The sequence below is a fragment of the Salinivibrio sp. MA440 genome (assembly GCF_001996265.1).
Taxonomy (GTDB): Bacteria; Pseudomonadota; Gammaproteobacteria; order Enterobacterales; family Vibrionaceae; genus Salinivibrio; species Salinivibrio costicola.
This window is the reverse complement of record NZ_MUFI01000006.1, coordinates 83,802-104,228: the sequence shown is the minus strand read 5'-3', so window position 1 is coordinate 104,228 and position 20,427 is coordinate 83,802. Positions and strand designations below refer to the sequence as shown.

The following is a 20,427-nucleotide window of genomic DNA, read 5'->3' as shown; positions in this document are numbered from 1 at the left end:
GTGTTTCGAGGCGTAACATTTACTGGCCTAAAGGTGTGGGCAGGTTCCCAATCGATACGATGGTTTGCTAAACAGACTGCTTTGGCTGTCTAGTGGATGGTAAGTTGCGGAAGTAGGGCAGACTCACAGCGCTGAGCAAGGCTGTGAGTCGGGATGAAAGTATTAAAGACCTTGTACCAGGAAGTCGCGATATTTCGTGTCTTCGTGAACCACGTGATGAATCCACCAATAGCGTAGAAATTTAAAAAACTCGGAGCGATAAAGCGTGGGATCGGCCTGGCACTGAAGCAGTACATATTGAGCCTGTCGCGCTAGGCGTTGATGGATGGCTGCATGCTCTTTGTATTTGGGGTAGGCGCGTGCTTCAAGAATGTCTTCTTCTAGCAGAAAGTGCGCAGCAATATAGTCACGGAAACGTTGAGCTAAGGCATCGAAGTCAGCTTTGTCATCATCATCGTGATGGTAAGCAATGGCCTCGTAGGTATCGTTGATAATAGCCAACAATTGCTTATTGCTGTTATCCAATTCTTGATGACCGACTGTGTACTTCTCTTGCCAACGTATAAATTTACGATCTTTGGGCTCACTAGAGGGTTGCGGTGATGCCTTTACATCTCCTAGTGTATCGGGCGCTATCGGCGTCTCTTCTACAGGTTCGGTGATGCATTCGATTTGCTGTTGTTCTTCTTCCGTAAACACAACCGCACCATTGTGCTCGAACTCTGTCGATTTGGCCGGGTCAGACTGGTACATCTCGAAATAGAACTGTGGGGGCTTTTTCGCCTTGGTATGTTTGGACAGTTGCTTGACACGATTTTCAAGGTCTTGCTTTTTAACAGGTTTTATCATGAACGCGTCAACATCAAAGCGGATACACTCGCTGATCACGGCTTTAGAAGCGTTTGCGGTCAGAATAATGATGGGTGTGTCGTGGCGTAGATGATAGCGGCCACTTCGCATGAGACGTAACATTTCTAAACCATCGATAGGATCCATTTGTAAATCGGTAATGATAAGGCTCGGCTCGTCATGATAGGCGCGAGATATCGCCTCGGCGCCGTCTGCTGCGGTGATCACTGATTTAATACCGAGTGCCTGTGCCATTAATCCAATCGTGTCTCGGATCATCTCATGATCGTCGACAATCAAGCACGGAGATAGCATACGTCCTCCTGACAATATGATGTACTCACAGCCTAGTGGATAGCAACAAGAGCGTCTACTCGCATAGGGGCTGAATGCGATATCAATGTGGCTTAGTGTCATAACTTTAAATGACAGGTATAAAAAAAGGCGCTCTGATGAGCGCCTTTCTTCTTAAATTTGGTTTGGCTTACAGGCGAACGACGTTCGCAGCCTGTGGGCCTTTTTGACCTTGCTCGATATCGAACTCAACCTGCTGGCCTTCTGCTAGTGTGCGGAAGCCTTCACCAACGATAGCACGGAAGTGAACGAATACGTCTGGACCGTTCTCTTGCTGGATAAAACCGAAACCTTTTTCTTCGTTAAACCACTTAACGGAACCATTAGCTTTGGACATGGTGTCTCCTGAATATATTAACTAGGTGTTGCAGTGACGCGAGTGCCGTTAATCGACTCTATGGGCAAATGTAGCGAATATCTTCAGGACAACTAACTTTCCAGCCTAACGGTGGGGTGTTTCGATGTATCTATATTCAATTGCTGCATAAATTTCCGATTATTAAAGCTTAAAAACAGCTTCAACAGGACTACGCGTTGTTTGCGCGTTAGTTTGCTCATTTTCTGACACTCTATGTCAAGGTGTCAACGGTAATGAGCACCGCCAACCAACACGGTTGAACAGGTCTAAGAGTACACCCAAAAAAAGATAAGGTAAAATCCTTTTTCCAATGATATGGCCATCGTTGCGACAGGCTTTTACAAAAGTGGGATCACGCTCAGAGAGTCATGTCGTTCAATCGAGATAAAAAGAGGGGAAAAAGCGATCTGAGTGAGACGAGTGTCAAATTTACCATCGTTATCTGTCTTTCTACACTGACATTGGCGTATGCTTAAACTTCAGGCATGCAAGCGTTGTCGTCATGTCTGAGTCATTGTCACCCTCTATCAGCGTCGTGTTAGCGACAGTCATAGGATCCCTTAATGGATAACGTTTTTTTTGAAATATCGAGTTTTATTGGCGTATGGATAGTACTGGCGATCTTAGTGATTGTCGTACTGCGCAGTGCCATTACGTTTGTGCCACAAAATACTGCCTATGTGGTTGAAAGGTTTGGTAAGTACTATAAAACAATGGAAGCGGGGCTCAACGTCATTGTTCCCTTTATCGACCGTGTGGCGTATACACGGACTTTGAAAGAACAAGCGTATGATGTGCCTAGTCAGTCTGCGATTACGCGTGACAACATTTCGTTGGGTGTGGACGGTGTACTCTATATCAAAGTGCTTGATCCCTTCAAAGCCTGCTATGGCGTGAATGATTATGTCTATTCCGTCACGCAACTTGCGCAAACCACCATGCGTAGTGAAGTAGGTAAAATGGAGCTGGATAAAACGTTTGAAGAACGTGAAAGCTTGAACATTGCCATTGTCTCGGCCATCAACGAAGCGGCTCAGCCTTGGGGTGTACAAGTGCTTCGTTACGAGATAAAAGATATTGATCCTCCACGGTCGGTGCTCGAAGCAATGGAGCGTCAGATGAAGGCCGAACGTGAGAAACGTGCCGTGATCCTTGAGTCTGAAGGGGCTCGTCAATCAGATATTAACGTGGCAGAGGGTCAGAAGCAGTCACGGGTTTTAGCGGCAGAAGCGGAAAAAGCGGAACAAATTCTGAATGCGGAGGGTGAAGCGCAAGCCATTCTAGCCGTCGCTCAAGCTCAAGCCGAAGCGCTTGAAATTGTCGGGACACGAGCTATCACCGAAGAAGGTCAAAAAGCGATTCAGCTTGATTTAGCAGAGAAAGCAATTCGCGCTAAACAAGCAATTGCCAAAGAGTCATCGGTCGTCTTGTTGCCTGATTCGGGTACGGGAGCTGCGAACGTGGTTGCAGAAGCGATGACCATCATTGAATCGCTTAACAAAACAAAAAGTAGTTAGGGTAAATACGTGAGTCACTATCTTGCAGAGTTAACTATTATCATTGGTTTACTGTTGTTAGCCGCTGAAGTTTGGCTGCTCGGTTTGTCAACAATTGTCTTATTAGCTACCGGTTGTGCTGCGGTTTTAGTTGGGTTACTGGCCATGATCGGGGTCTTGCCCGAAACCGTGACCGCATTGTTTAGTGGTACTGGCATCGGCGCAGGATTACTTACCTTAGCGCTGTGGCGACCGCTTAAACGGTTACAGCATAAAGAACGTAGTCCGGACAATCGTCATAGCGACTTTATTGGACTGACCTTCGTCCTGACTTCACCATTAAGTCGCGAACAACTGTCGTCGGCCAAGTACTCTGGAGTGACATGGCAATTGCAACTTAGTGCTAACGCAGGGGATATTGTCCTGCAGCCTGGTGAGCAAGTGAAAGTGATCGGTGTGGATGTGGGCCGGTTTACTGTTGAGCCCGTTTTATCATCAACTGAGGGTGAAGCAGAAAATTGAGGATTAAAATCGGACGCGCTGAAACGTAAGCGCAGCGTCAATAAAGCGTGACCATAACAAACAAAAAGCTCGGGAAATCCCCCGAGCTTTTTTATGCTTATTGCTTAACTAAACGTGGCTTAGGCTTGCTTTAGTTGCTTTTTCAATTTTTTCAGCTTGCCTTCTTGTTTCGCAACTTTTGCTTTGGTTTTCTTGATCGATTTTTTCAGATCTTTCTTTGATACTTTCGCCATGATTTTCTCTCCTTAAGTATAGATTGCCGAAGCGTTTGCCACTGCAATACAGCTTCAATGCTGTGGTCGGGTGCCGGCAAGTTGCACCGTAAACTGGATGTTATGATTCTTTTTTTGTTTCGTGGTCTTTTAAAAATTGTTTGATAAACCGTCTGACTTCTCGAGCCGCTGAGGTATCAAGCTCGTCACATGTTTGCAGAAACGCATCACGTTGATCACTATTGATTCGTATCAGTAATTGACTGTCTTTTTTGACTTTTTCTTTTTTTGCCATGTCTTTTAGCCTATCGATCAGATATACAATGTATATACACTTACATTGTGTTTCCAGTCAAATAGATAAAAATGTGATCTGTTTAGTGTTCGAACCAAAATGCGGAGTGGATAGTCATCAACCTAAACACGCTTCGCTAACCGCGCTGGCTTAGCGTTTAGCGCGATGACATATCGTTGAATCGATAGGTAGAAAATTACAGTATGGACGTCTAAATGTCTTTACTGCTTGCGGCGAAACGCTTAGGCTAGAGATGTGGGTAACATAGGATGAGTGAGCCATGGAAAAGAAACAGAATCGTACGCAGCTAATCCATGCTGGACGCCAAAAAGGCTATACCTTAGGCGGGGTTAATCCAGTCGTACAGCGCGCTTCTTCAATCATTTTTGATTCATTAGCAGAAAAGAAACACGCGGTTGCAAATCGTCACCAACAAACGCTGTTTTATGGCCGACGAGGTACGACTACTCACTTCTCGCTGCAAGACGCAATGACAGAGCTTGAGCAGGGAACAGGTTGTGCGTTATTTCCGTGTGGCGCGGCGGCGATTGCTAACAGTATTCTCGCATTTGTTAAAACGGGCGATCACATACTGGTATCGGGTTCGGCGTATGAGCCTACTCAGGACTTTTGTGAGAAAATACTGGCCGACATGCAGATCGAGACCGAGTATTTTGACCCACTTGAAGGTGACGAGATTAGTCATCGTATCAAGCCGAATACACGTATCGTGTTCTTAGAGTCACCCGGATCGTACACCATGGAAGTGCACGATACGCCAGCCATTGTGCGAGCGGTTCGCAATCGCGCCCCAGATGCTGTGATCATGATGGATAATACGTGGGCGGCAGGTCGCTTATACCAGCCGTTAACACAGGGTGTCGATATTTCTATTCAGTCTGGCACCAAGTACATTATTGGTCATTCAGATAATATGCTAGGCACCGCCGTCGCCAATGCGCGCTGTTGGCCAACGCTGAGAGAGCGTGCCTACTTGATGGGACAAACCGTTGATCCTGACACTGCCTACCAGGCGGCGCGAGGACTGAGAACGCTCGATGTACGGCTAGCGCAACATCAAGAAAATGCGTTACATGTTGCCAACTGGCTGAATGAGCAGGCTGAAGTGGCGAAAGTGCTTCATCCCGCATTCACTGATTGTCCGGGGCATCGCTATTTTGCCCGTGATTTTAGTGGCAGTAACGGACTGTTCTCATTCGTTTTTAAGGAACGTTTGTCCGATACGCAATTAGAAGCATTCTGCGACTCTATGAAGTATTTTAGCATGGCTTATTCATGGGGAGGTTACGAGTCTTTGTTACTTGCCAATCAACCCGAACAGCTTAATCGGATCCGGCCCGTGGCTAAAGTAAGTTTCAGTGGGACACTCGTTAGACTGCATATTGGTCTCGAACAGGTGGAGGATTTAATCGCTGATCTTGCCGCTGGTTTTGAACGAGTGAATAAGACGTAATCATATCTATTTTCGAAACACCTAGCTCCCGGACAACAGGGCGCTAGGTGATCACGATTCGCTATTTCGCCGTCACGTCTGAAACTGATCGGTCAGCTGGGTTAATGCGCTCGATTGATGGCTAAGCTGACCGCTTACATCACTGGTTGTATCGATAGCATCGGTCAGTGACTGACTGCCATGTTTGAGAGCGCGACGTTGCTCAGTAAGGTGTGCAATTTCTTTGTGTTGAGAATCGAGGGCTGCTTCAACTTCAGCGCTGAGTTGCTCCAGCCCTTGGAAAGTAGTGTGCATTTCACCAAGATAACTTTGTAGTCGGATGCTTGCTTGCTGGTTATCTGCACTGGCCGATTGTGTTTCTGATAATAGATGACTGGCGGTATCGACTTGACCAAGTAAGTCATTGATCCATCCTCGAATATCCCCTGTCGATTGTGCTGTGCGCTGAGATAGATTTCTCACTTCATCCGCGACAACCGCAAATCCACGGCCATGCTCCCCTGCACGTGCCGCTTCTATGGCAGCGTTGAGCGCGAGAAGGTTAGTTTGCTCTGCTATATCTTCAATCACATCCATAACACCGGCAATTTGGTTGCTCGTTTGTTTTAGCGTTGCCATGGTATTTGATACATTTTCAACCACCTTGACGCTGTGCGCTATTGAGGCTTCAGTAGCACGCATTTGGGTCTGAATCTCATCGTTGTCTTGGGATACTTTGCCGATATACTCGCGGGTATCATGAATAGCACTCGCGATTTCCGTGGTTGCGCTTTCCATAACGGTAAGCGATTGCGCGACATCGTTAACGTTTTGCCGTGTTTGCTGATTAATCGTCGCCACTTGCGTGCTTTGTTGGTCTAAGGTATCTGACTGTTGATCAAGCGCTGATGTTCGCGATTGTATATCGGTAACAAAGTGACTGAACTTATCGAGCAAGTTATTTGATGCGCGAGCGACGGCACTGACTTCGTCGTGATACTTGTCAGACAGACGTATTGAAAGATCGGAGCGATTATCAATATCCGTCAGCGAGGTCGCGATATCGTCCAAGCGTACAATGACGGTTTTGCGAAGCCAGGTCATTAAAATAAGTGCAAGGATCAAAGTGGCACCGCTACCGGCATACACAAAATTGGACTGCTGATGCAAGAAGAGGATCAATCCTGAAGCAGATGCCTTAGCATTATCCTGACGCTCTATTAGTTTTTCGCTAATCACTGATAGCATAGGATCAACGGCTGGGTAGAGATCGAAATCCACAAGGCGGCCTGCGTCATAAAAACTTTTACTTTCGACCGTTTTAGCGAGCTTATTAAGGTATTGATCAAACTTCTTTTTTTTATCTTTTTGTTCAGAACGCCAGTTTGAGAGAGAAGGATACTGGGACAACGCCTGCCAGCTTTGCTGATAGCGTTTATGGAGCTTTTCAAACTCAGGCGTAATTTCATTCCAAAACAACACTTGGGCTTTGATCTTTTGTGACAGATTCACTAAGTCTCGGTGATCACGCTCAAGCGCGAGTAATGCCCAGACTTCGGGGAGTTGTTGATTCACATATTCGGCTGAAGCATCCGCTGAGCGAGATGATATCCAAAGCGCGAGACTACCTAATCCTAAGGTCGACGCGATGAAGAGGGTAAAGGCGATCAATAATCGCTGACGTACACTCATATAACTTCCTACCAACTGTGAGTCCTGATATGCGCAGCAGGTTAGGGAGAAAGTGTTTCAATAAAATGACACTTGTCTCACTGTTATGATGACGAGAAGAGATACCTTTTCATTGGAGTGAAAATAATGCGCCCCAATAGGTAGGGCGCATTGATATAATTAGCTCGCTTTTTGGGGCGGGTTTGTGGATAACGTTTCGGTCGCGCTTTTTCCTGTTTCGCTGAGAATGTTGGCAACAGTCTGTCGTGAGAGATGCCCGATAAGCTCCCCATGATCGTCGAAGACGGGCAGTGGCCATTTCGACTCCAAGGTGTCTGGAATCACACTCTCGAGCAAAGAATCTTGATCAATCGCGGGAACATCCTCAAGTAAGCTAGCCTCGATATGGCCACTTGGATCTTTGTCACTCAGCGCTTTTTGGCTCAAGGTACCTTGGTAACCCTCCTCGGTAATGTAGTAGCCATAATTAACTTTTTGGTGGCGCATCTGCTGAATGGCATCACCAATTGTGGTCGCACTGATACGACAGATTTGCGGCTGCATCACGGTTTCAACGGTTAGGGCTCGAGCACGGTTGACGTCTTTAACAAATGCTTCGACATAGTCGTCTGCTGGTTGAAGTAGAATATTAACCGGCTCACCCACTTGTACCAGCTTACCGTCCCGTAAAATGGCAATACGATCACCAAGACGTAACGCTTCGTCGAGATCATGGGTAATAAAGATAATCGTTTTATGCAGCTTTTCTTGTAGCTCAATGAGTTGGTCTTGCATCTCACTGCGAATGAGCGGATCCAGTGCAGAAAACGCTTCGTCCATCAATAGGATCTCCGCATCCGTACACAAGGCCCGTGCTAAACCGACGCGTTGCTGTTGCCCACCGGATAACTGGGCAGGGTATTGGTCAGCATAGCCCTCTAAGCCAACCGTAGAGAGCCACTGTTGAGCCTTTTCATCTCGCAGTGCTTTGGCTTCTCCTTGAATGCGAAGACCAAAACCGACGTTTTCTTTGACAGTACGGTGAGGAAGCAAGCCGAATCGCTGGAAAACCATCGACATTTTATGACGACGAAATTGCTGCAACTCTTTTTGTGAGTACTGCATTATATCCGTGCCATCAATGCGAATTTCACCTTCTGTCGGATCGATCAAACGATTGAAATGGCGAATCAGTGTTGATTTTCCTGAGCCAGATAAGCCCATGATGACGAACACTTCACCGCGCCGAATAGACAGATTGATGTCACTAAGTCCGATAGTATGTCCTGTTTCTTGTAGCAATGCGTCTTTGCTTTTACCTGCTTTAACATCGGGCATGAGCTTACGCGGATGGTTGCCAAACACTTTGTAAAGACCGTGAATTTCGATCAAGGTGTTCTGCTCAGAATCAGTCATGATCACCTCCCTTTAAGTGCTGCTGTGATCGCTTGGCATAGCTTTGCGAGACGCGATCGAAAATAATAGCAATCACGACGATCGCGAGGCCATTGAGCAGGCCCAAGGTGAAATATTGGTTAGTGATCGATTTAAGAACGGGTTGACCCAAGCCAGAAACACCGATCATCGAGGCGATCACGACCATGGCGAGTGCCATCATAATCGTTTGATTAATGCCGGCCATAATGGTGGGCATTGCCAGTGGTAGCTGAATCTGAAAAAGGCGCTGAACGCCATTGGCGCCATACGCAGTCGCTGCTTCAAGCACATCTTTATCGACCAGCCTAATCCCAAGGTTCGTTAAGCGGATGACCGGTGGAATGGCGTAAATCACGACGGCAATGACCCCCGGAATTTTACCAATGCCCAGTAACATCACGACAGGAATTAAATAGACGAAAGCGGGCATGGTCTGCATGATATCAAGGAGTGGCGTAACCACCGCTTGGGTCCGATTGGACTTCGCCATCGCAATCCCGATAGGTACACCGACACCTATCGCGACAAGCGTACAGACCAAAATGATACTCATGGTGCTCATGGTATCTTCCCACATCCCTAAGTAAGCAATTAGAGTGAAAGAAACAACCACAGCCGCAGGGAGCTTCCAAGAGCGACTGGCGAGATACGCGATACCGGCAAGTACGGCAATCACCAGCCACCAAGGTGTGGCAAGGAGTAAGTCTTCGAACCAAACAAGAAAGTGGAGGAGGGGGTCAAAAAAGGCTTCGATACCTTCGCCATATTCGCGAGAAAAATTCCGATAGGCACCATCCAGTGTTTGTCGGATGGTGAGCAGATCGCGTCTGCTCATTTCTGGCACATCCGTTAGCCATGAAGTCGCCATTGTTATTATTCCTATACTGCTAAAAGAAATCCCGCACAGTGGCAATACTGTGCGGGTTATTGAGTTACAACGCGTCTTTTACTTTGCTCGCCACATCATTTGGCACCCACTGGGTCCAAATGTCTTCATGATTAATTAAAAAATTGATCATCGCATATTCACCGTCAGCCTGGTTATCTTCCATCCATGCCAGTAATCCATTCATCTGGTCGTTGGTAAAACCACGATTTTCTATATAGGCCATGGCCTCGGGAGCTCGTTTAGCAAAGCGTTCTGTCACGACAGTCTCAACATCAGCGGCTGGATACATTGTTGCTTTCGACGTTATGCACTCGTCAGATGTAATACATGACTTATAGTGCTCGACATCCGTACCCGTTTCGAAATCGACTTTAACCATTTCATATTTGCCTAACACGGCCGTCGGTGCCCAGTAGTAACCAAACCAAGCTTCTTCGCGTTCATAAGCTTTGGCAATGGAGCCGGCTAAGCCAGCACCGGAGCCAGGGTCGACAATTTCAAAGCCACTGTCGGCGAGATCCAATGCTTTAAAATTATTTTCCGAGGTAATTTGGCAGCTCCATCCCGCGGGACATCCGTAAAAGGCTGCTTTTGACGGATCTTCGGGATGAGGGAAAAGATCGGCATTGGCTTTAACGCCCGAAATGGTTTTAAGTTCGGGGTGCTGATCGACCATGTATTTAGGGACCCAAAATCCCTCTTCGCCGCCTTCAACAAAGGCTTGTCCTGCATAGCGTATACGTCCTTCGTCAATACCTCGCTGAAGGCCTTCACGCATGGAGTTACTCCAAAACTCCGGTGCAATATCGGGCTCGCCTTTTTCTATCATGGATGTGCCGGTTGGCATGGTATCACCAGGTACGAGTTCAGCATCACAGCCGTAGCCATGCTCTAAAATAAACTGATCAATGTTGGCAATCAGGCTCGCTGAATTCCAGTTCATATCGGCAATCGTGACGTTGCCACACCCATGATCATCGGCACTGGCCGGGACTGCAGACAGCGTTAATAGGGCTGCAGAGAGTAGTCGTTTGTACATAGTGCTTCCTTTCTCTTTTATACATTCGTCATGAATAATATTAGACCACTAATGAAAATGTTAGCGCCTACTGTGCGATCTATATCTCATAAATACTGGATATTTTAGGAGTATACGTATTCAACCCCTAGATCTTCACGCCCATTACTTAGAGATCTATTTTCTTTCTACTTTATTAACGTTAAAAAAGATCGAAAGTCTGAACCGCCGGCTGCTTGTTGCCACTCAAACAACAAGGCTTCGACCAAAGTGATCCAGGCGCCATGTTGCTGCATCATTGCAATTCCGGTGTGGTAATGAGACGCGTCACAGGATGAGGTTGCATCCGTGACTAGGTGAACGTGATAGTGGGCTCTGAGTAGATCGCAGGCTGTTTGATAAACACAAATATGGGTTTCGATGCCACATAGGATGACTTGTTTACGGTTAAGATCATCGAGTCGTTTTTTAACATCGGGGTTTGCGTAAGCACTAAATGTCTGCTTGGCAATGGGCGTATCCGTTGGGATTAACTCAGCCAAACTCTCAGTGGTCGCGCCGAGCTTATCGGGCAGTTGCTCGACCCACACCACGGGCACATCAAAGTACTGACAGGCACGCATTAGTTGGGCCACCTTTTGGTGTAGTGCTTCGCTGCCTGTTACCTTTTGTGCCAGTTTGCCTTGTACATCAATCAACAAAACGACCGCATTCTCAGTATTGATCATTGTTTTATCCCCCTGTTTTATCAAGCAAATAAGCATAGCACCTTCTCGCTAWGGCGTTGTCTTTTTGAGCGCTAATACATTTTTCTTACTATTAAGATACTTGATGTCAACTAACATAACAGCTACTGTATCTTTACGTGAAGATACATAGAGAAAGGTTATGCATTATTTTATCGCTATTCTTGCCCCGATTTTTTGGGGCAGTACTTATTCAGCGGTTGCTCTGTTTCTGGGAGATCTTTCCCCTTATTGGATGGCAGTATGGCGAGCATTGCCAGCAGGCCTGTTAATGCTGATGATCAGTCGACGTGGTTTACCTTTAAGTTTGCCGAGAATGCTTGCTGTAAGCTTTTTTAATATCGCGGCTTTCTTTTTACTGCTTTTTATTGCCGCTTATCGGCTACCCGGTGCTATCGCTGGGACTTTAGGCGCGACCTTACCTTTGGTACTGATGCTGCTTCAGTGGTTAACAGAAGGGAAACGACCTCAGCCTAAACTACTTGGGCTGGCGATTTTAGGGCTTTTCGGCGTGGTATTATTATTGAATCCATCTTCCAATATCGATTGGATAGGGGCCGGTGCCATGTTACTTGCCACATTTTTTGTTGCTCAGTCGACATTATGGATGAAGCGCTGGGAAGCGAAAGATATTTTTGGATTAACCGCTTGGCAGTTAGTCCTTGGTGGCATCATGCTTATTCCTTTTGCTTGGCTCTTTGCGGGACCGCCACAGGCGATAACCATGGAGGCCGTACCAGGACTTGCTTGGGTTATTTTACTCAATACTGCTGTCGGTTACTGGGCCTATATTCGCTCGATCACTGTACTTGGCCCAAATCGTCAATCTATCATTATGTTTCTTAATCCGCTTACGGCGGTAACCCTTGGTGTACTGTGGATCAATGAAACGTTACAGCCGTTACAGTGGTTAGGTATTGCGATGATTTTAGCGTCATTGGTGTTGATGAAACTCACGGATAAACGAAAGAGTCAGTCGCCTAAACAAGCCGTTGCTGCCACACCTCGATAGTGGCGACGGAAAGCGAAACGAGAGTATGGATGTTAATACCGATAATGCACGGTCCAAGATACGTAGCTATAGGTGTCATCGGGAGCTTGCTTATAGTCTTTCGTGTGTACAACAACACTGATATCTGTGCCCCAGCGAGGCTGGTAAAATGCTAGCCCGGTAGCGGCACTTGCTTGCCAGTGGGTCATATCGATGTCGGCATTCTCTGGCGGTTTATCGCCATTGATGGTGATGTCATTGGCCCGATATCGGCCTTGCATCGCGGCATAAAAGAATGCGCCCTGTTCGCTTGCGTCGAACAAACGGCTGTCTAAATGGCGGCCTGGCTCGAAGCTAATGCCGCCAAAGGTATTAGCCAGATCAAGACCAATACGATAACTCAATCCTGTAGAGAGTTCGCTGCGGAAGTTACCGATATCGGCACGTCCAGTCACTCCCCATTCTTGGTTCTCGCTACGGTGCAGGAGCTGGTGGCGTTCATAAGCAAACTGCGCCACTGGCGTGTTTTCCACTTGGTAGTCCCATCCTTTTGGGTCGGGCGAGTCGATGAGGTCATGAACGTAAGATTGTCCTTCTTCAGTTTGCGATGCGGGGCCAACCATTCCGAGCATAAATGACCACTTATCGACCCGCTCTGATGTCTGCTGATAAATGCCAGGCTCGATAAAAATCAAACCGGCATAGGGACGTTCATTGGGATGGGGCGTTTCCCATTCAATATCGTTGGGCGTCCACATCATTTGTCCAACATCGATGCTCCAGCTTTGGCGTGCTTGTTCGTTAAGCGGTAGCTGTTGAGCAAACCAACGAATGGGCGTGACAGCGGTGGTGGTGACATCATCGGACCAATCCGCATGCCAGTGCGCATAAACACCACTGGTGTATTGATTATCAACGCCTAACGGACTGTCGTTTTCAATTGTTACACCGACCCCCGCGCTAAAAGCCGCTGTGGGTGCCAGCAGTAGTGTGGGAAACAATAAAATAGCGCCTGAGATCACGCGAGATGGTGTCATTCATATCCTCATTGAGTTGCATCTTTAATGCGAGGCTTTCAGTATGAGTAAAAAATTAGGCTGATACTAGATAAGATAAGTCAATATCTTGTGAAAGTGTTGTCATCCGCCAATCAACGATGAAAAGGAACCGTCAAGATGTCAGTGTTTGTAACCCCTGAATGGCTCGCTCAGCGCCTCGATACCGTCGTTCCTGTCGATGCTAGCTGGTTTATGCCAGATGTATCCCGAGATAGCTTCCAAGAGTGGCGCCAACGGCGTATTCCGGGTGCCGTCTACTTTGATTTCGATAATACAGTCAAAGATCAATCCTCCTCTTTACCTCATATGTTACCGGATGAAACGAGTTTTGCGCGACATATGGGAACGCTAGGTATTGCCTCGCAAGACACGTTAGTGGTCTATGACACGCAAGGCTTATTCTCTGCCGCTCGCGTGTGGTGGATGTGTAAAGTGATGGGCCATCGGGATGTATTTATTCTTGATGGCGGACTACCTGCTTGGATGGCATCAGAGGGGCTGATAGATAATACACCGCCTCAGCCGCGTGTCGAGGCAACTTACCACGCCGATTTTAAAGCGTATCGTTACATTGATGGCGACACGCTGGCCGAAAAGCTGGCCGCAATCAATGTGATTGATGTCCGTCCTGAAACACGATTTTATGCACAGGTGCCAGAGCCTCGAGAAGGTATACGAAGTGGTCATATGCCCGGTGCCATTAACCTACCTTTTAGCGAATTAACCGATCCGCGCGGTTTTGTGATCAGTTCAGACATCGCACGTAACATCGTTTTACCTCACCTCAGTGATACACGTTTGAACGTAGCAAGCTGTGGTTCAGGCGTGACGGCTTGTATCTTAGCCGCGGTGGCCGAGCACTATTTTGCTTATCCGCTTGCGGTGTATGACGGCTCTTGGACGGAGTGGGGCGCCCATCAATCTTGGCCTGTTGTCCGGGAAGATTAAAATCTATGCAAACGCGAATGCGATAAGTGGCAAGATTGACTTGATGGTGATCTATGTCACTATCTAGCCGGTGGGCTAATGATATATCGACACATACAGCAATATTAAGTTACACATTAGGCGGTTTTTTGCGCACAAAAACCGCTAGCGAATGGCAAAGTATTGGAATCTTGCCATGGTTAAAGAGCAGTGAAGCTTTTTACCGATTTTAATCAAATGCGTTAACGATGACACCTAGCCACAAATAGCGGAGTGCCACTTGTCTCAAAATCTTGCCACCGTCAGCCGTCGCGCGCTATTACCCGAGCGTATTGCAAGCCTTATTGATGCACTATCTAGTGGGGTGTACGAACGCGAGCACACTATCAAAATGTGTCTATTGGCCGCACTCGCGGGTGAAAGTGTGTTTTTACTCGGCCCGCCAGGCATTGCCAAAAGCTATATTGCGAAACGTTTGATCGAGGCGTTTGATAACAGCCAATTTTTTGAATATTTAATGACGCGCTTTTCGACACCGGAAGAAGTGTTTGGCCCGCTTTCGATTCAAGCGCTAAAAGATGAAGGCAAATACGTACGCCTAACCGACGGCTATCTACCCAATGCTGATGTGGTATTTTTGGATGAAATATGGAAAGCCGGACCTGCCATTCTTAACACTCTTTTAACCGTTGTGAATGAACGCACTTTTAAAAACGGTGAGCATGTTTATCCTGTCCCTATGCGCTTGTTGGTTACCGCGTCCAATGAACTGCCTGATCCCGATAGTGGCCTTGATGCGCTCTATGATCGCATGTTACTCCGCGTTTTCGTCAATCGTATCCAAGAGAAGAAAAACTTCAAACTGATGCTTACCGAGCCCAGCCAGGACGAAGTGGCGGTGGCCGATAAGTTGAAAATTAGCCATCAAGAATATCAGGATTGGCAGACCATTATTCCCACCTTGGGTCTGCCGGATGCGATATTCGAAAAACTCTACACACTAAAACAGCGGGTAGAAAATGCCGGCAGTGAACAATCACAATTCGACCCAAGTGAACTTTATGTGTCCGATCGCCGGTGGAAAAAGGCGGTGCGTTTGCTAAAAGCGGCCGCTTTTTTCAATGGTCGTGATGAAGTCGCCCCATTGGACTTATTGTTACTGGAAGACTGCCTATGGCATAGCCCAGAATCGCGTGATGTGGTGAAAACCGTGATGCAGGCATTTGCCAAAGAAGTTCTGTTCGATCAACAAGAAGTGCTTGCCTTGCTCGATGACGTCAAAGTGGCGTTAGAAGATATTGAGCAAGACACAGCTGAAGCGCTGACCTATCGACAAGACACGGCCAACGCTGGGCTCACGCGCAAAGCGATGATTGACTTGAGCCAGTCGCCTCGCTTCACGGTCAACCAAAGTCGAGATTTGGTTCGTTTTGTTCTACTTCGAGCCAACCCATCGGTTTCAGAGCAAGAAAAAGGTGACAGTCGTTGGGTGTATCTTGATGCGGCTGACATTGAGAAAAAGTTGAAAACAGGCAGCACAGACTTGTATGGCTATGTGAATAAAAATAATCACCTGTGCCGGCTCACTCTGGAGTGGGATGCGCAGCACGCCTTAGTCATCAAAGACATTGCTAATCGGCCGGTGCCTATGGCCCTGGTGGGCGTGAACGATCCGAGCGAGGAACAGCTGGCCACATGGACACAACAAACAGATCATGCGCTTGAACAATTGCAGCATGCGCAGTTTTTAATTCGTCGCGCGCGCAGTCAGCTCAATGCTGGGTTGCCCCATTTATTTGCGCAACCGGATCTGCTTGAAACCGCGTCAGCGAGTTTGGTCGACGTCGAACATGAGGTCAAAACGCAGATTAATAACCTAGAGCGCCAAGTTAATCGTTTAGCGCGCTTAGGTGAGTTCTTCTCAGGAGCCAGTGATGCTGAGCGCTGAGAGCCTGAACATGGGGTTGATGCTCGCCGAGTCTGGGTTACTGGATGCGGCGATGACAGAGTTGATGTCTCATCCCCAGTTACTTGTGTTGACAGAACGAAGCCCAGCGATTAAGCGAGCAGTAAAAAAACAGCTTAACCGCTGGCGGGGGCAAACAAAGCGCAAACTGGTTCAACAAGGGTTGTCAGCCTCTCTGAAGCAAGAAATTCAATACTACGAGCAGGCCACCGAAAAAACCGCGCGCGCGTTTGAAAAAGACATTGATACTTTACTAAGCCAATTAAAATCTGTTTCTTCTTTCTATCCGCAGGCAGAAAGGCTCGCAGCCCATCAAGCTCAACATGCTGATCCTATGTTTCAGTCGTACTTTTGCAACAAATGGCACGCGCATTTAAAAGCGGAAATACAAAAAAACCAGTCCGACAGTGTTGAAGCACAAAAACAAAAATTACTCGACGATCTCTATCGCCGTATCTCGACCTATCAAAAAATGAATGGCGTGGATCAATCGGGTGATATCAGCAAAGTGGGGCGGCTATGGGATATGGCGGCCAGCTCGCTTTCCCAGCAAGACGTCACCTTACTTAAACGGTTTATTACTTTTTTAGAGAAAAACCCAGAGCTTCAGGCGATTGCCGAACAGTTAGGGCGAATGGCAAACCATGTTGATGCGCAAGGGCCCAGCGAGCAGCCGACGGAAACGCTAAAAACCGTGCCGGAAAAGCAAGTTGATGTCCCTGATGACATCACCGGCATCTGCCAAAGTGATCGTGTTGACCGTCTCTTACCCAATGAGGCGGTATTGCTGGCTGATCCTGCGCTCGAGGTTGTTTTTTATAAACAGCTTGTTGATAAACAACTGCTGAATTATCAAATGACGGGCCAAGCCCATCGCCGGAAAAAAGTAGAGACGTATGCCCCCAGTCAATCCAAGCCAGATCAAAAAAAGGGACCTTTTATCATAGCCATCGATGCCTCAGGCTCGATGAGTGGTTTTCCAGAGCAATGCGCTAAAGCGCTAGCGTATGTATTAATGCGGATTGCCGCGACCGAGCATCGTGATTGTTACGTGATGCTTTTTTCCACTGACCATATCAGCTATGAGCTGACCGGTGAGCGCGGTCTGCAAGAGGCGATGAGCTTTCTTTCGTATCGCTTCCACGGCGGGACAGATATGGCACCTGTGATCGAAAAAGCGCTTAATCTGATGGCCGGTGAACGCTATCAAAACGCCGATCTAGTGGTGGTGTCGGACTTTATTGCTCCTAAGCAGTCCGAGACGATGATCGAAAAGATTGATGCATTGAAGTTAAAGCAAAACCGTTTCCATGCGGTAAGCTTATCCAAATATGGCAACCCTGAATTAATGGCCATGTTCGATCACTGTTGGCGTTACCAGCCCTCATTAGGAGGGCGCCTGATTAATCAGTGGTGGCCGAGCAAAAATAAGCCATAGAATAGATGGCTAGGCGCTTGCATGACAGCAAGCGCCGTAGCAGGCTAACCGAGCAGCAAGCTGTCGTCGGCGAGGGTTTCGCCGCGCACTTTGTTGAACATGTCTAAAAGATGTGGCACGTCCATATTTTTGCGCTCATCACCATGGACATCTAGCACAATGTTACCTTGGTGTAGCATTACGGTTCGATCACCGCATGCCAGTGCGTCTTTCATCGAGTGCGTGACCATCATGGCAGTGAGGTTAAACTCATTGACGATAGTTTTGGTTAAATCAATCACGAACGCGGCCATGCGTGGATCCAGAGCGGCGGTGTGTTCATCGAGCAATAAAAGCTTGCTGTCTGACAGGGTGGCCATCACCAAACTTACGGCCTGACGCTGACCTCCAGACAGCAGACCAATGCTATCCCCTAGTCTATCTTCTAAACCTAACCCCAAAATCGCAATGCGCTCTTGGAATAATTGACGACGTTTACTCCCAAGCGCACGTGACCAACCGCGCCCTTTACCTCGCCGATAAGCCAGCGCCAAGTTTTCTTCGATGGTTAACGACGCGCAGGTACCCGCAAGTGGATCTTGAAATACGCGTGCGGCAAGGGTGGCGCGCTGATGCACAGCCTTCTTGGTCACATTAATATCGTCAATCATAACTTGGCCGCCAATCATCGGCGTTTCACCGGTGACGGCGCCCAGTAAGGTTGATTTGCCTGCGCCATTGGAACCAATGATGGTGACAAACTCGTTTTCGGGAATGGTTAAGCTTACGCCGCGCAGAGCACGGTTTTCGAGGACGGTCCCTGGATTAAACGTGACCTGAATATTGTTCAACGAGATCATCCTGACACCTCCGCCTGTTTTGCGCGTTTGGACTTTTGATACTGTTGGCGCATTTTGGGAGCGATCAATGCCACGGCAACCAGTACCGCGGTAACCAAGTTGAGATCAGAGGCTTGAAGACCAAACATGCCACTCGATAGTGCAAAGCCGACGGCGAGGCGATATAAAATGGAACCCAGAATCACCGCCACAACGGCGACCCAGACTTTACGTCCAGGCAGTAATGTTTGTCCGAGGATCACGGCGGCGAGACCGACAACAATGGTCCCTACGCCAGAGGTCACATCGGCAAAACTATTGGTTTGCGCAAATAATGCACCGGCAAAGCCAACAAAGGCATTTGAAAGGGCGAGACCAAAATAGGTGTACATCGCCGTGCTGCCGCCTTGTGCTTGAACCATTCGCGCATTAACGCCCGTTGCGCGTAACCCCAAGCCAAAATCACTGGCTAATAAGCGGACCACGAGTAGCCCACTGATAATCACTAATACACCCACGACTAAGGGACGCAAATAGACGGGGGCAATACCGAGTGATTCAAATGGCGTTAGAATAGTTTCCTCGCCGAGTAAGGCAATATTGGGTCGCCCCATAATACGAATGTTTACCGAAAATGCGGCAATCATGGTCAAAATACTGGCGAGCAAGTTGAGGATGCCGCACTTTACCGTGAGAAAAGCAGTGACTAATCCGGTGATGCCGCCAGCCAAAATCGCCATTGCGGTCGCAAACCATGGGTTGTAACCCGCCACGATCATAGTAGCGGCAACGGCGGCGCCCATCGGGAAACTGCCGTCAACCGTTAAATCGGGAAAATCGAGTACACGAAAAGTGAGATAAACACCTAGCGCAACCAAGCCATAAACTAGGCCGACTTCTAGGGTGCCGAAAAACGCAATTGCCGTCATTTACTACTCCTAGATTGAGCCTAACTACTCTACGATTCGTGAGGCGCGATCCAAGATAGAAGCTGGCACGTCGATCCCCAACTTGTCTGCAGCCGAACGGTTCACGGCTAAGTCAGACCCTTCCGCAACTTTGGCAGGCAGAGATGAAATCGGCTCGCCGTCTAAGATGGCCGCAACATAGTCCGCTGTTTGCACCCCGACGGAGTAATAATCAAAGCCAAGTGCAACGACCGCGCCATTGGGGATATAGGACGTCGATCCACCTAGGACAGGGGTATCTGCTGAGTTTGCAGCGGCCACTAAACCATCAATCGCACTGGCAACAGTATTGTCTGTTGGCGCATAGATAATATCGGATTGGGTGGCAACAACTTGCGCGGCAGATTGCACATCTGCGCTTTTCAATGCCGTGCCTTCGATCACTTTTATCCCGTGCTCTGCTGCCGCGTCTTTTAACAGATCAACCAATGTCACTGCGTTCGCTTCACCGGGGTTATAAACCACTCCAATCGTCGACAGGTTGGGAAGCAGCTCTTTAGCCAGCGCCACATGCTGGGCAACAGGAGAAAGATCAGATAAGCCGGTGACGTTACCCGTTGGCGCAGCCATACCTTTCACTAATTTGGCGCCGATAGGATCTGTTACCGCCGTAAAAATGACGGGTACGTCGCGTGTTGCAGCCGCGAGCGCTTGCGCTGATGGTGTCGCGATACCGACTAAGACGTCAGGTTGTTCTCCAACATACTGACGCGCAATCTGCACCGCAATTGCTGGATTACCTTGCGCAGTTTGATATTTAAACGACAAGTTGTCCCCTTGGATATATCCTTTCTTCTCCAAGCCATCAAGCAGACCGTTGCGGGTCGCGTCAAGAGCGGGGTGCTCAACGATTTGGGATACGGCGACGCGAGCGGTCTCGGCAAATGCGAATGGTGCATGCCCCAGTGATAGGACCGCTGCACATATAACGGCAGCAATTTTCAGTGTTTTCATGGTGACT

At 48.0% G+C, this 20,427-nt stretch carries 18 protein-coding genes and 1 pseudogene; 7 read left to right on the top strand and 12 right to left on the bottom strand.

What is annotated here, in order from left to right; genetic code table 11:
• Positions 1 to 162 precede the first annotated feature (162 nt).
• Together BZG80_RS03225 and cspE are read right to left on the bottom strand one after the other, a co-directional pair.
• On the bottom strand, positions 163 to 1,164 hold the full coding sequence (locus BZG80_RS03225) for a response regulator (protein WP_077576704.1): 1,002 nt from the start codon (positions 1,162 to 1,164) through the stop codon (positions 163 to 165).
• A 169-nt stretch (positions 1,165 to 1,333) separates the two neighbouring features.
• Complete coding sequence (gene cspE / locus BZG80_RS03220) at positions 1,334 to 1,540, bottom strand: transcription antiterminator/RNA stability regulator CspE (protein WP_025744354.1); 207 nt, start codon at positions 1,538 to 1,540, stop codon at positions 1,334 to 1,336.
• A gap of 584 nt (positions 1,541 to 2,124) precedes the next feature.
• Here cspE and BZG80_RS03215 point away from each other — a divergent pair.
• Together BZG80_RS03215 and BZG80_RS03210 are read left to right on the top strand one after the other, a co-directional pair.
• On the top strand, positions 2,125 to 3,078 hold the full coding sequence (locus tag BZG80_RS03215) for a slipin family protein (protein WP_021024036.1): 954 nt from the start codon (positions 2,125 to 2,127) through the stop codon (positions 3,076 to 3,078).
• Between the two features lie 9 nt (positions 3,079 to 3,087).
• On the top strand, positions 3,088 to 3,579 hold the full coding sequence (locus BZG80_RS03210) for an NfeD family protein (protein WP_077461414.1): 492 nt from the start codon (positions 3,088 to 3,090) through the stop codon (positions 3,577 to 3,579).
• A 333-nt stretch (positions 3,580 to 3,912) separates the two neighbouring features.
• On the opposite strand, the gene BZG80_RS15960 is transcribed toward BZG80_RS03210, so the two are convergent.
• Positions 3,913 to 4,086 (bottom strand): hypothetical protein, encoded by a 174-nt coding sequence (locus BZG80_RS15960; protein WP_198532340.1) that lies wholly within the window; start codon positions 4,084 to 4,086, stop codon positions 3,913 to 3,915.
• A 280-nt stretch (positions 4,087 to 4,366) separates the two neighbouring features.
• Between BZG80_RS15960 and metC the strand changes: the two genes are divergently transcribed.
• Entirely contained in the window at positions 4,367 to 5,560 is a 1,194-nt protein-coding gene (gene metC, locus BZG80_RS03205; protein ID WP_077576703.1) for a cystathionine beta-lyase, read from the top strand.
• Positions 5,561 to 5,632: 72 nt separating this feature from the next.
• On the opposite strand, the gene BZG80_RS03200 is transcribed toward metC, so the two are convergent.
• The 5 genes from BZG80_RS03200 to BZG80_RS03180 form a co-directional block, all read right to left on the bottom strand.
• Positions 5,633 to 7,231 carry a methyl-accepting chemotaxis protein gene (locus BZG80_RS03200; RefSeq protein ID WP_077678734.1) on the bottom strand — a complete coding sequence of 533 codons (1,599 nt, stop codon included), beginning with the start codon at positions 7,229 to 7,231 and terminating at the stop codon, positions 5,633 to 5,635.
• 159 nt (positions 7,232 to 7,390) lie between these two features.
• Positions 7,391 to 8,626 (bottom strand): quaternary amine ABC transporter ATP-binding protein, encoded by a 1,236-nt coding sequence (locus BZG80_RS03195; protein WP_077678733.1) that lies wholly within the window; start codon positions 8,624 to 8,626, stop codon positions 7,391 to 7,393.
• Positions 8,619 to 9,515, bottom strand: coding sequence for an ABC transporter permease (locus BZG80_RS03190; protein WP_025744837.1), 897 nt, complete (start codon positions 9,513 to 9,515; stop codon positions 8,619 to 8,621). Before BZG80_RS03190 ends, BZG80_RS03195 begins: the two co-directional genes overlap by 8 nt.
• 64 nt (positions 9,516 to 9,579) lie before the next feature.
• Positions 9,580 to 10,575 (bottom strand): ABC transporter substrate-binding protein, encoded by a 996-nt coding sequence (locus BZG80_RS03185; RefSeq protein ID WP_025744836.1) that lies wholly within the window; start codon positions 10,573 to 10,575, stop codon positions 9,580 to 9,582.
• 167 nt (positions 10,576 to 10,742) lie between these two features.
• Positions 10,743 to 11,282, bottom strand: a complete 540-nt coding sequence (locus BZG80_RS03180; RefSeq protein WP_077461456.1) for an isochorismatase family protein — start codon at positions 11,280 to 11,282, stop codon at positions 10,743 to 10,745.
• Positions 11,283 to 11,442: 160 nt separating this feature from the next.
• Here BZG80_RS03180 and BZG80_RS03175 point away from each other — a divergent pair, with 160 nt between their 5' ends.
• On the top strand, positions 11,443 to 12,312 hold the full coding sequence (locus BZG80_RS03175) for a DMT family transporter (RefSeq protein ID WP_077461410.1): 870 nt from the start codon (positions 11,443 to 11,445) through the stop codon (positions 12,310 to 12,312).
• Positions 12,313 to 12,344: 32 nt separating this feature from the next.
• On the opposite strand, the gene BZG80_RS03170 is transcribed toward BZG80_RS03175, so the two are convergent.
• Positions 12,345 to 13,328: a lipid A deacylase LpxR family protein gene (locus tag BZG80_RS03170; protein WP_077678732.1), complete on the bottom strand. Its 984-nt coding sequence runs from the start codon at positions 13,326 to 13,328 to the stop codon at positions 12,345 to 12,347.
• A gap of 138 nt (positions 13,329 to 13,466) precedes the next feature.
• Here BZG80_RS03170 and BZG80_RS03165 point away from each other — a divergent pair, with 138 nt between their 5' ends.
• The 3 genes and pseudogenes from BZG80_RS03165 to viaA form a co-directional block, all read left to right on the top strand.
• Entirely contained in the window at positions 13,467 to 14,297 is an 831-nt protein-coding gene (locus tag BZG80_RS03165; RefSeq protein WP_077678731.1) for a sulfurtransferase, read from the top strand.
• Between the two features lie 259 nt (positions 14,298 to 14,556).
• Complete coding sequence (locus tag BZG80_RS03160) at positions 14,557 to 16,224, top strand: ATPase RavA domain-containing protein (protein ID WP_077576698.1); 1,668 nt, start codon at positions 14,557 to 14,559, stop codon at positions 16,222 to 16,224.
• A pseudogene (gene viaA / locus BZG80_RS03155) lies at positions 16,211 to 17,596 on the top strand (ATPase RavA stimulator ViaA); the annotation flags it as partial. The gene BZG80_RS03160 and the pseudogene viaA, both read left to right, overlap by 14 nt.
• 128 nt (positions 17,597 to 17,724) lie before the next feature.
• Here viaA and BZG80_RS03150 read toward each other — a convergent pair.
• The 3 genes from BZG80_RS03150 to BZG80_RS03140 are packed head-to-tail and all read right to left on the bottom strand — an operon-like array spanning position 17,725 to position 20,420.
• Positions 17,725 to 18,519 (bottom strand): ABC transporter ATP-binding protein, encoded by a 795-nt coding sequence (locus BZG80_RS03150; RefSeq protein ID WP_077669842.1) that lies wholly within the window; start codon positions 18,517 to 18,519, stop codon positions 17,725 to 17,727.
• A complete protein-coding gene (locus BZG80_RS03145; protein ID WP_077677157.1) occupies positions 18,516 to 19,427 on the bottom strand; it encodes an ABC transporter permease in 912 nt (303 codons plus the stop codon). Before BZG80_RS03145 ends, BZG80_RS03150 begins: the two co-directional genes overlap by 4 nt.
• 24 nt (positions 19,428 to 19,451) lie before the next feature.
• Entirely contained in the window at positions 19,452 to 20,420 is a 969-nt protein-coding gene (locus BZG80_RS03140; RefSeq protein ID WP_077678729.1) for an ABC transporter substrate binding protein, read from the bottom strand.
• Between the last annotated feature and the right edge of the window lie 7 nt (positions 20,421 to 20,427).

Excerpts from the sequence above, each read along its gene's own strand:
- BZG80_RS15960 (WP_198532340.1), bottom strand. The coding sequence starts at position 4,086 with ATGGCAAAAAAAGAAAAAGTCAAAAAAGACAGTCAATTACTGATACGA.
- BZG80_RS03150 (WP_077669842.1), bottom strand. The coding sequence starts at position 18,519 with ATGATCTCGTTGAACAATATTCAGGTCACGTTTAATCCAGGGACCGTC.
- BZG80_RS03180 (WP_077461456.1), bottom strand. The coding sequence starts at position 11,282 with ATGATCAATACTGAGAATGCGGTCGTTTTGTTGATTGATGTACAAGGC.
- cspE (WP_025744354.1), bottom strand. The coding sequence starts at position 1,540 with ATGTCCAAAGCTAATGGTTCCGTTAAGTGGTTTAACGAAGAAAAAGGT.
- BZG80_RS03190 (WP_025744837.1), bottom strand. The coding sequence starts at position 9,515 with ATGGCGACTTCATGGCTAACGGATGTGCCAGAAATGAGCAGACGCGAT.
- BZG80_RS03200 (WP_077678734.1), bottom strand. The coding sequence starts at position 7,231 with ATGAGTGTACGTCAGCGATTATTGATCGCCTTTACCCTCTTCATCGCG.
- BZG80_RS03185 (WP_025744836.1), bottom strand. The coding sequence starts at position 10,575 with ATGTACAAACGACTACTCTCTGCAGCCCTATTAACGCTGTCTGCAGTC.
- BZG80_RS03140 (WP_077678729.1), bottom strand. The coding sequence starts at position 20,420 with ATGAAAACACTGAAAATTGCTGCCGTTATATGTGCAGCGGTCCTATCA.
- metC (WP_077576703.1), top strand. The coding sequence starts at position 4,367 with ATGGAAAAGAAACAGAATCGTACGCAGCTAATCCATGCTGGACGCCAA.
- BZG80_RS03145 (WP_077677157.1), bottom strand. The coding sequence starts at position 19,427 with ATGACGGCAATTGCGTTTTTCGGCACCCTAGAAGTCGGCCTAGTTTAT.
- BZG80_RS03175 (WP_077461410.1), top strand. The coding sequence starts at position 11,443 with ATGCATTATTTTATCGCTATTCTTGCCCCGATTTTTTGGGGCAGTACT.
- BZG80_RS03225 (WP_077576704.1), bottom strand. The coding sequence starts at position 1,164 with ATGCTATCTCCGTGCTTGATTGTCGACGATCATGAGATGATCCGAGAC.
- BZG80_RS03215 (WP_021024036.1), top strand. The coding sequence starts at position 2,125 with ATGGATAACGTTTTTTTTGAAATATCGAGTTTTATTGGCGTATGGATA.
- BZG80_RS03165 (WP_077678731.1), top strand. The coding sequence starts at position 13,467 with ATGTCAGTGTTTGTAACCCCTGAATGGCTCGCTCAGCGCCTCGATACC.
- BZG80_RS03170 (WP_077678732.1), bottom strand. The coding sequence starts at position 13,328 with ATGACACCATCTCGCGTGATCTCAGGCGCTATTTTATTGTTTCCCACA.
- BZG80_RS03195 (WP_077678733.1), bottom strand. The coding sequence starts at position 8,626 with ATGACTGATTCTGAGCAGAACACCTTGATCGAAATTCACGGTCTTTAC.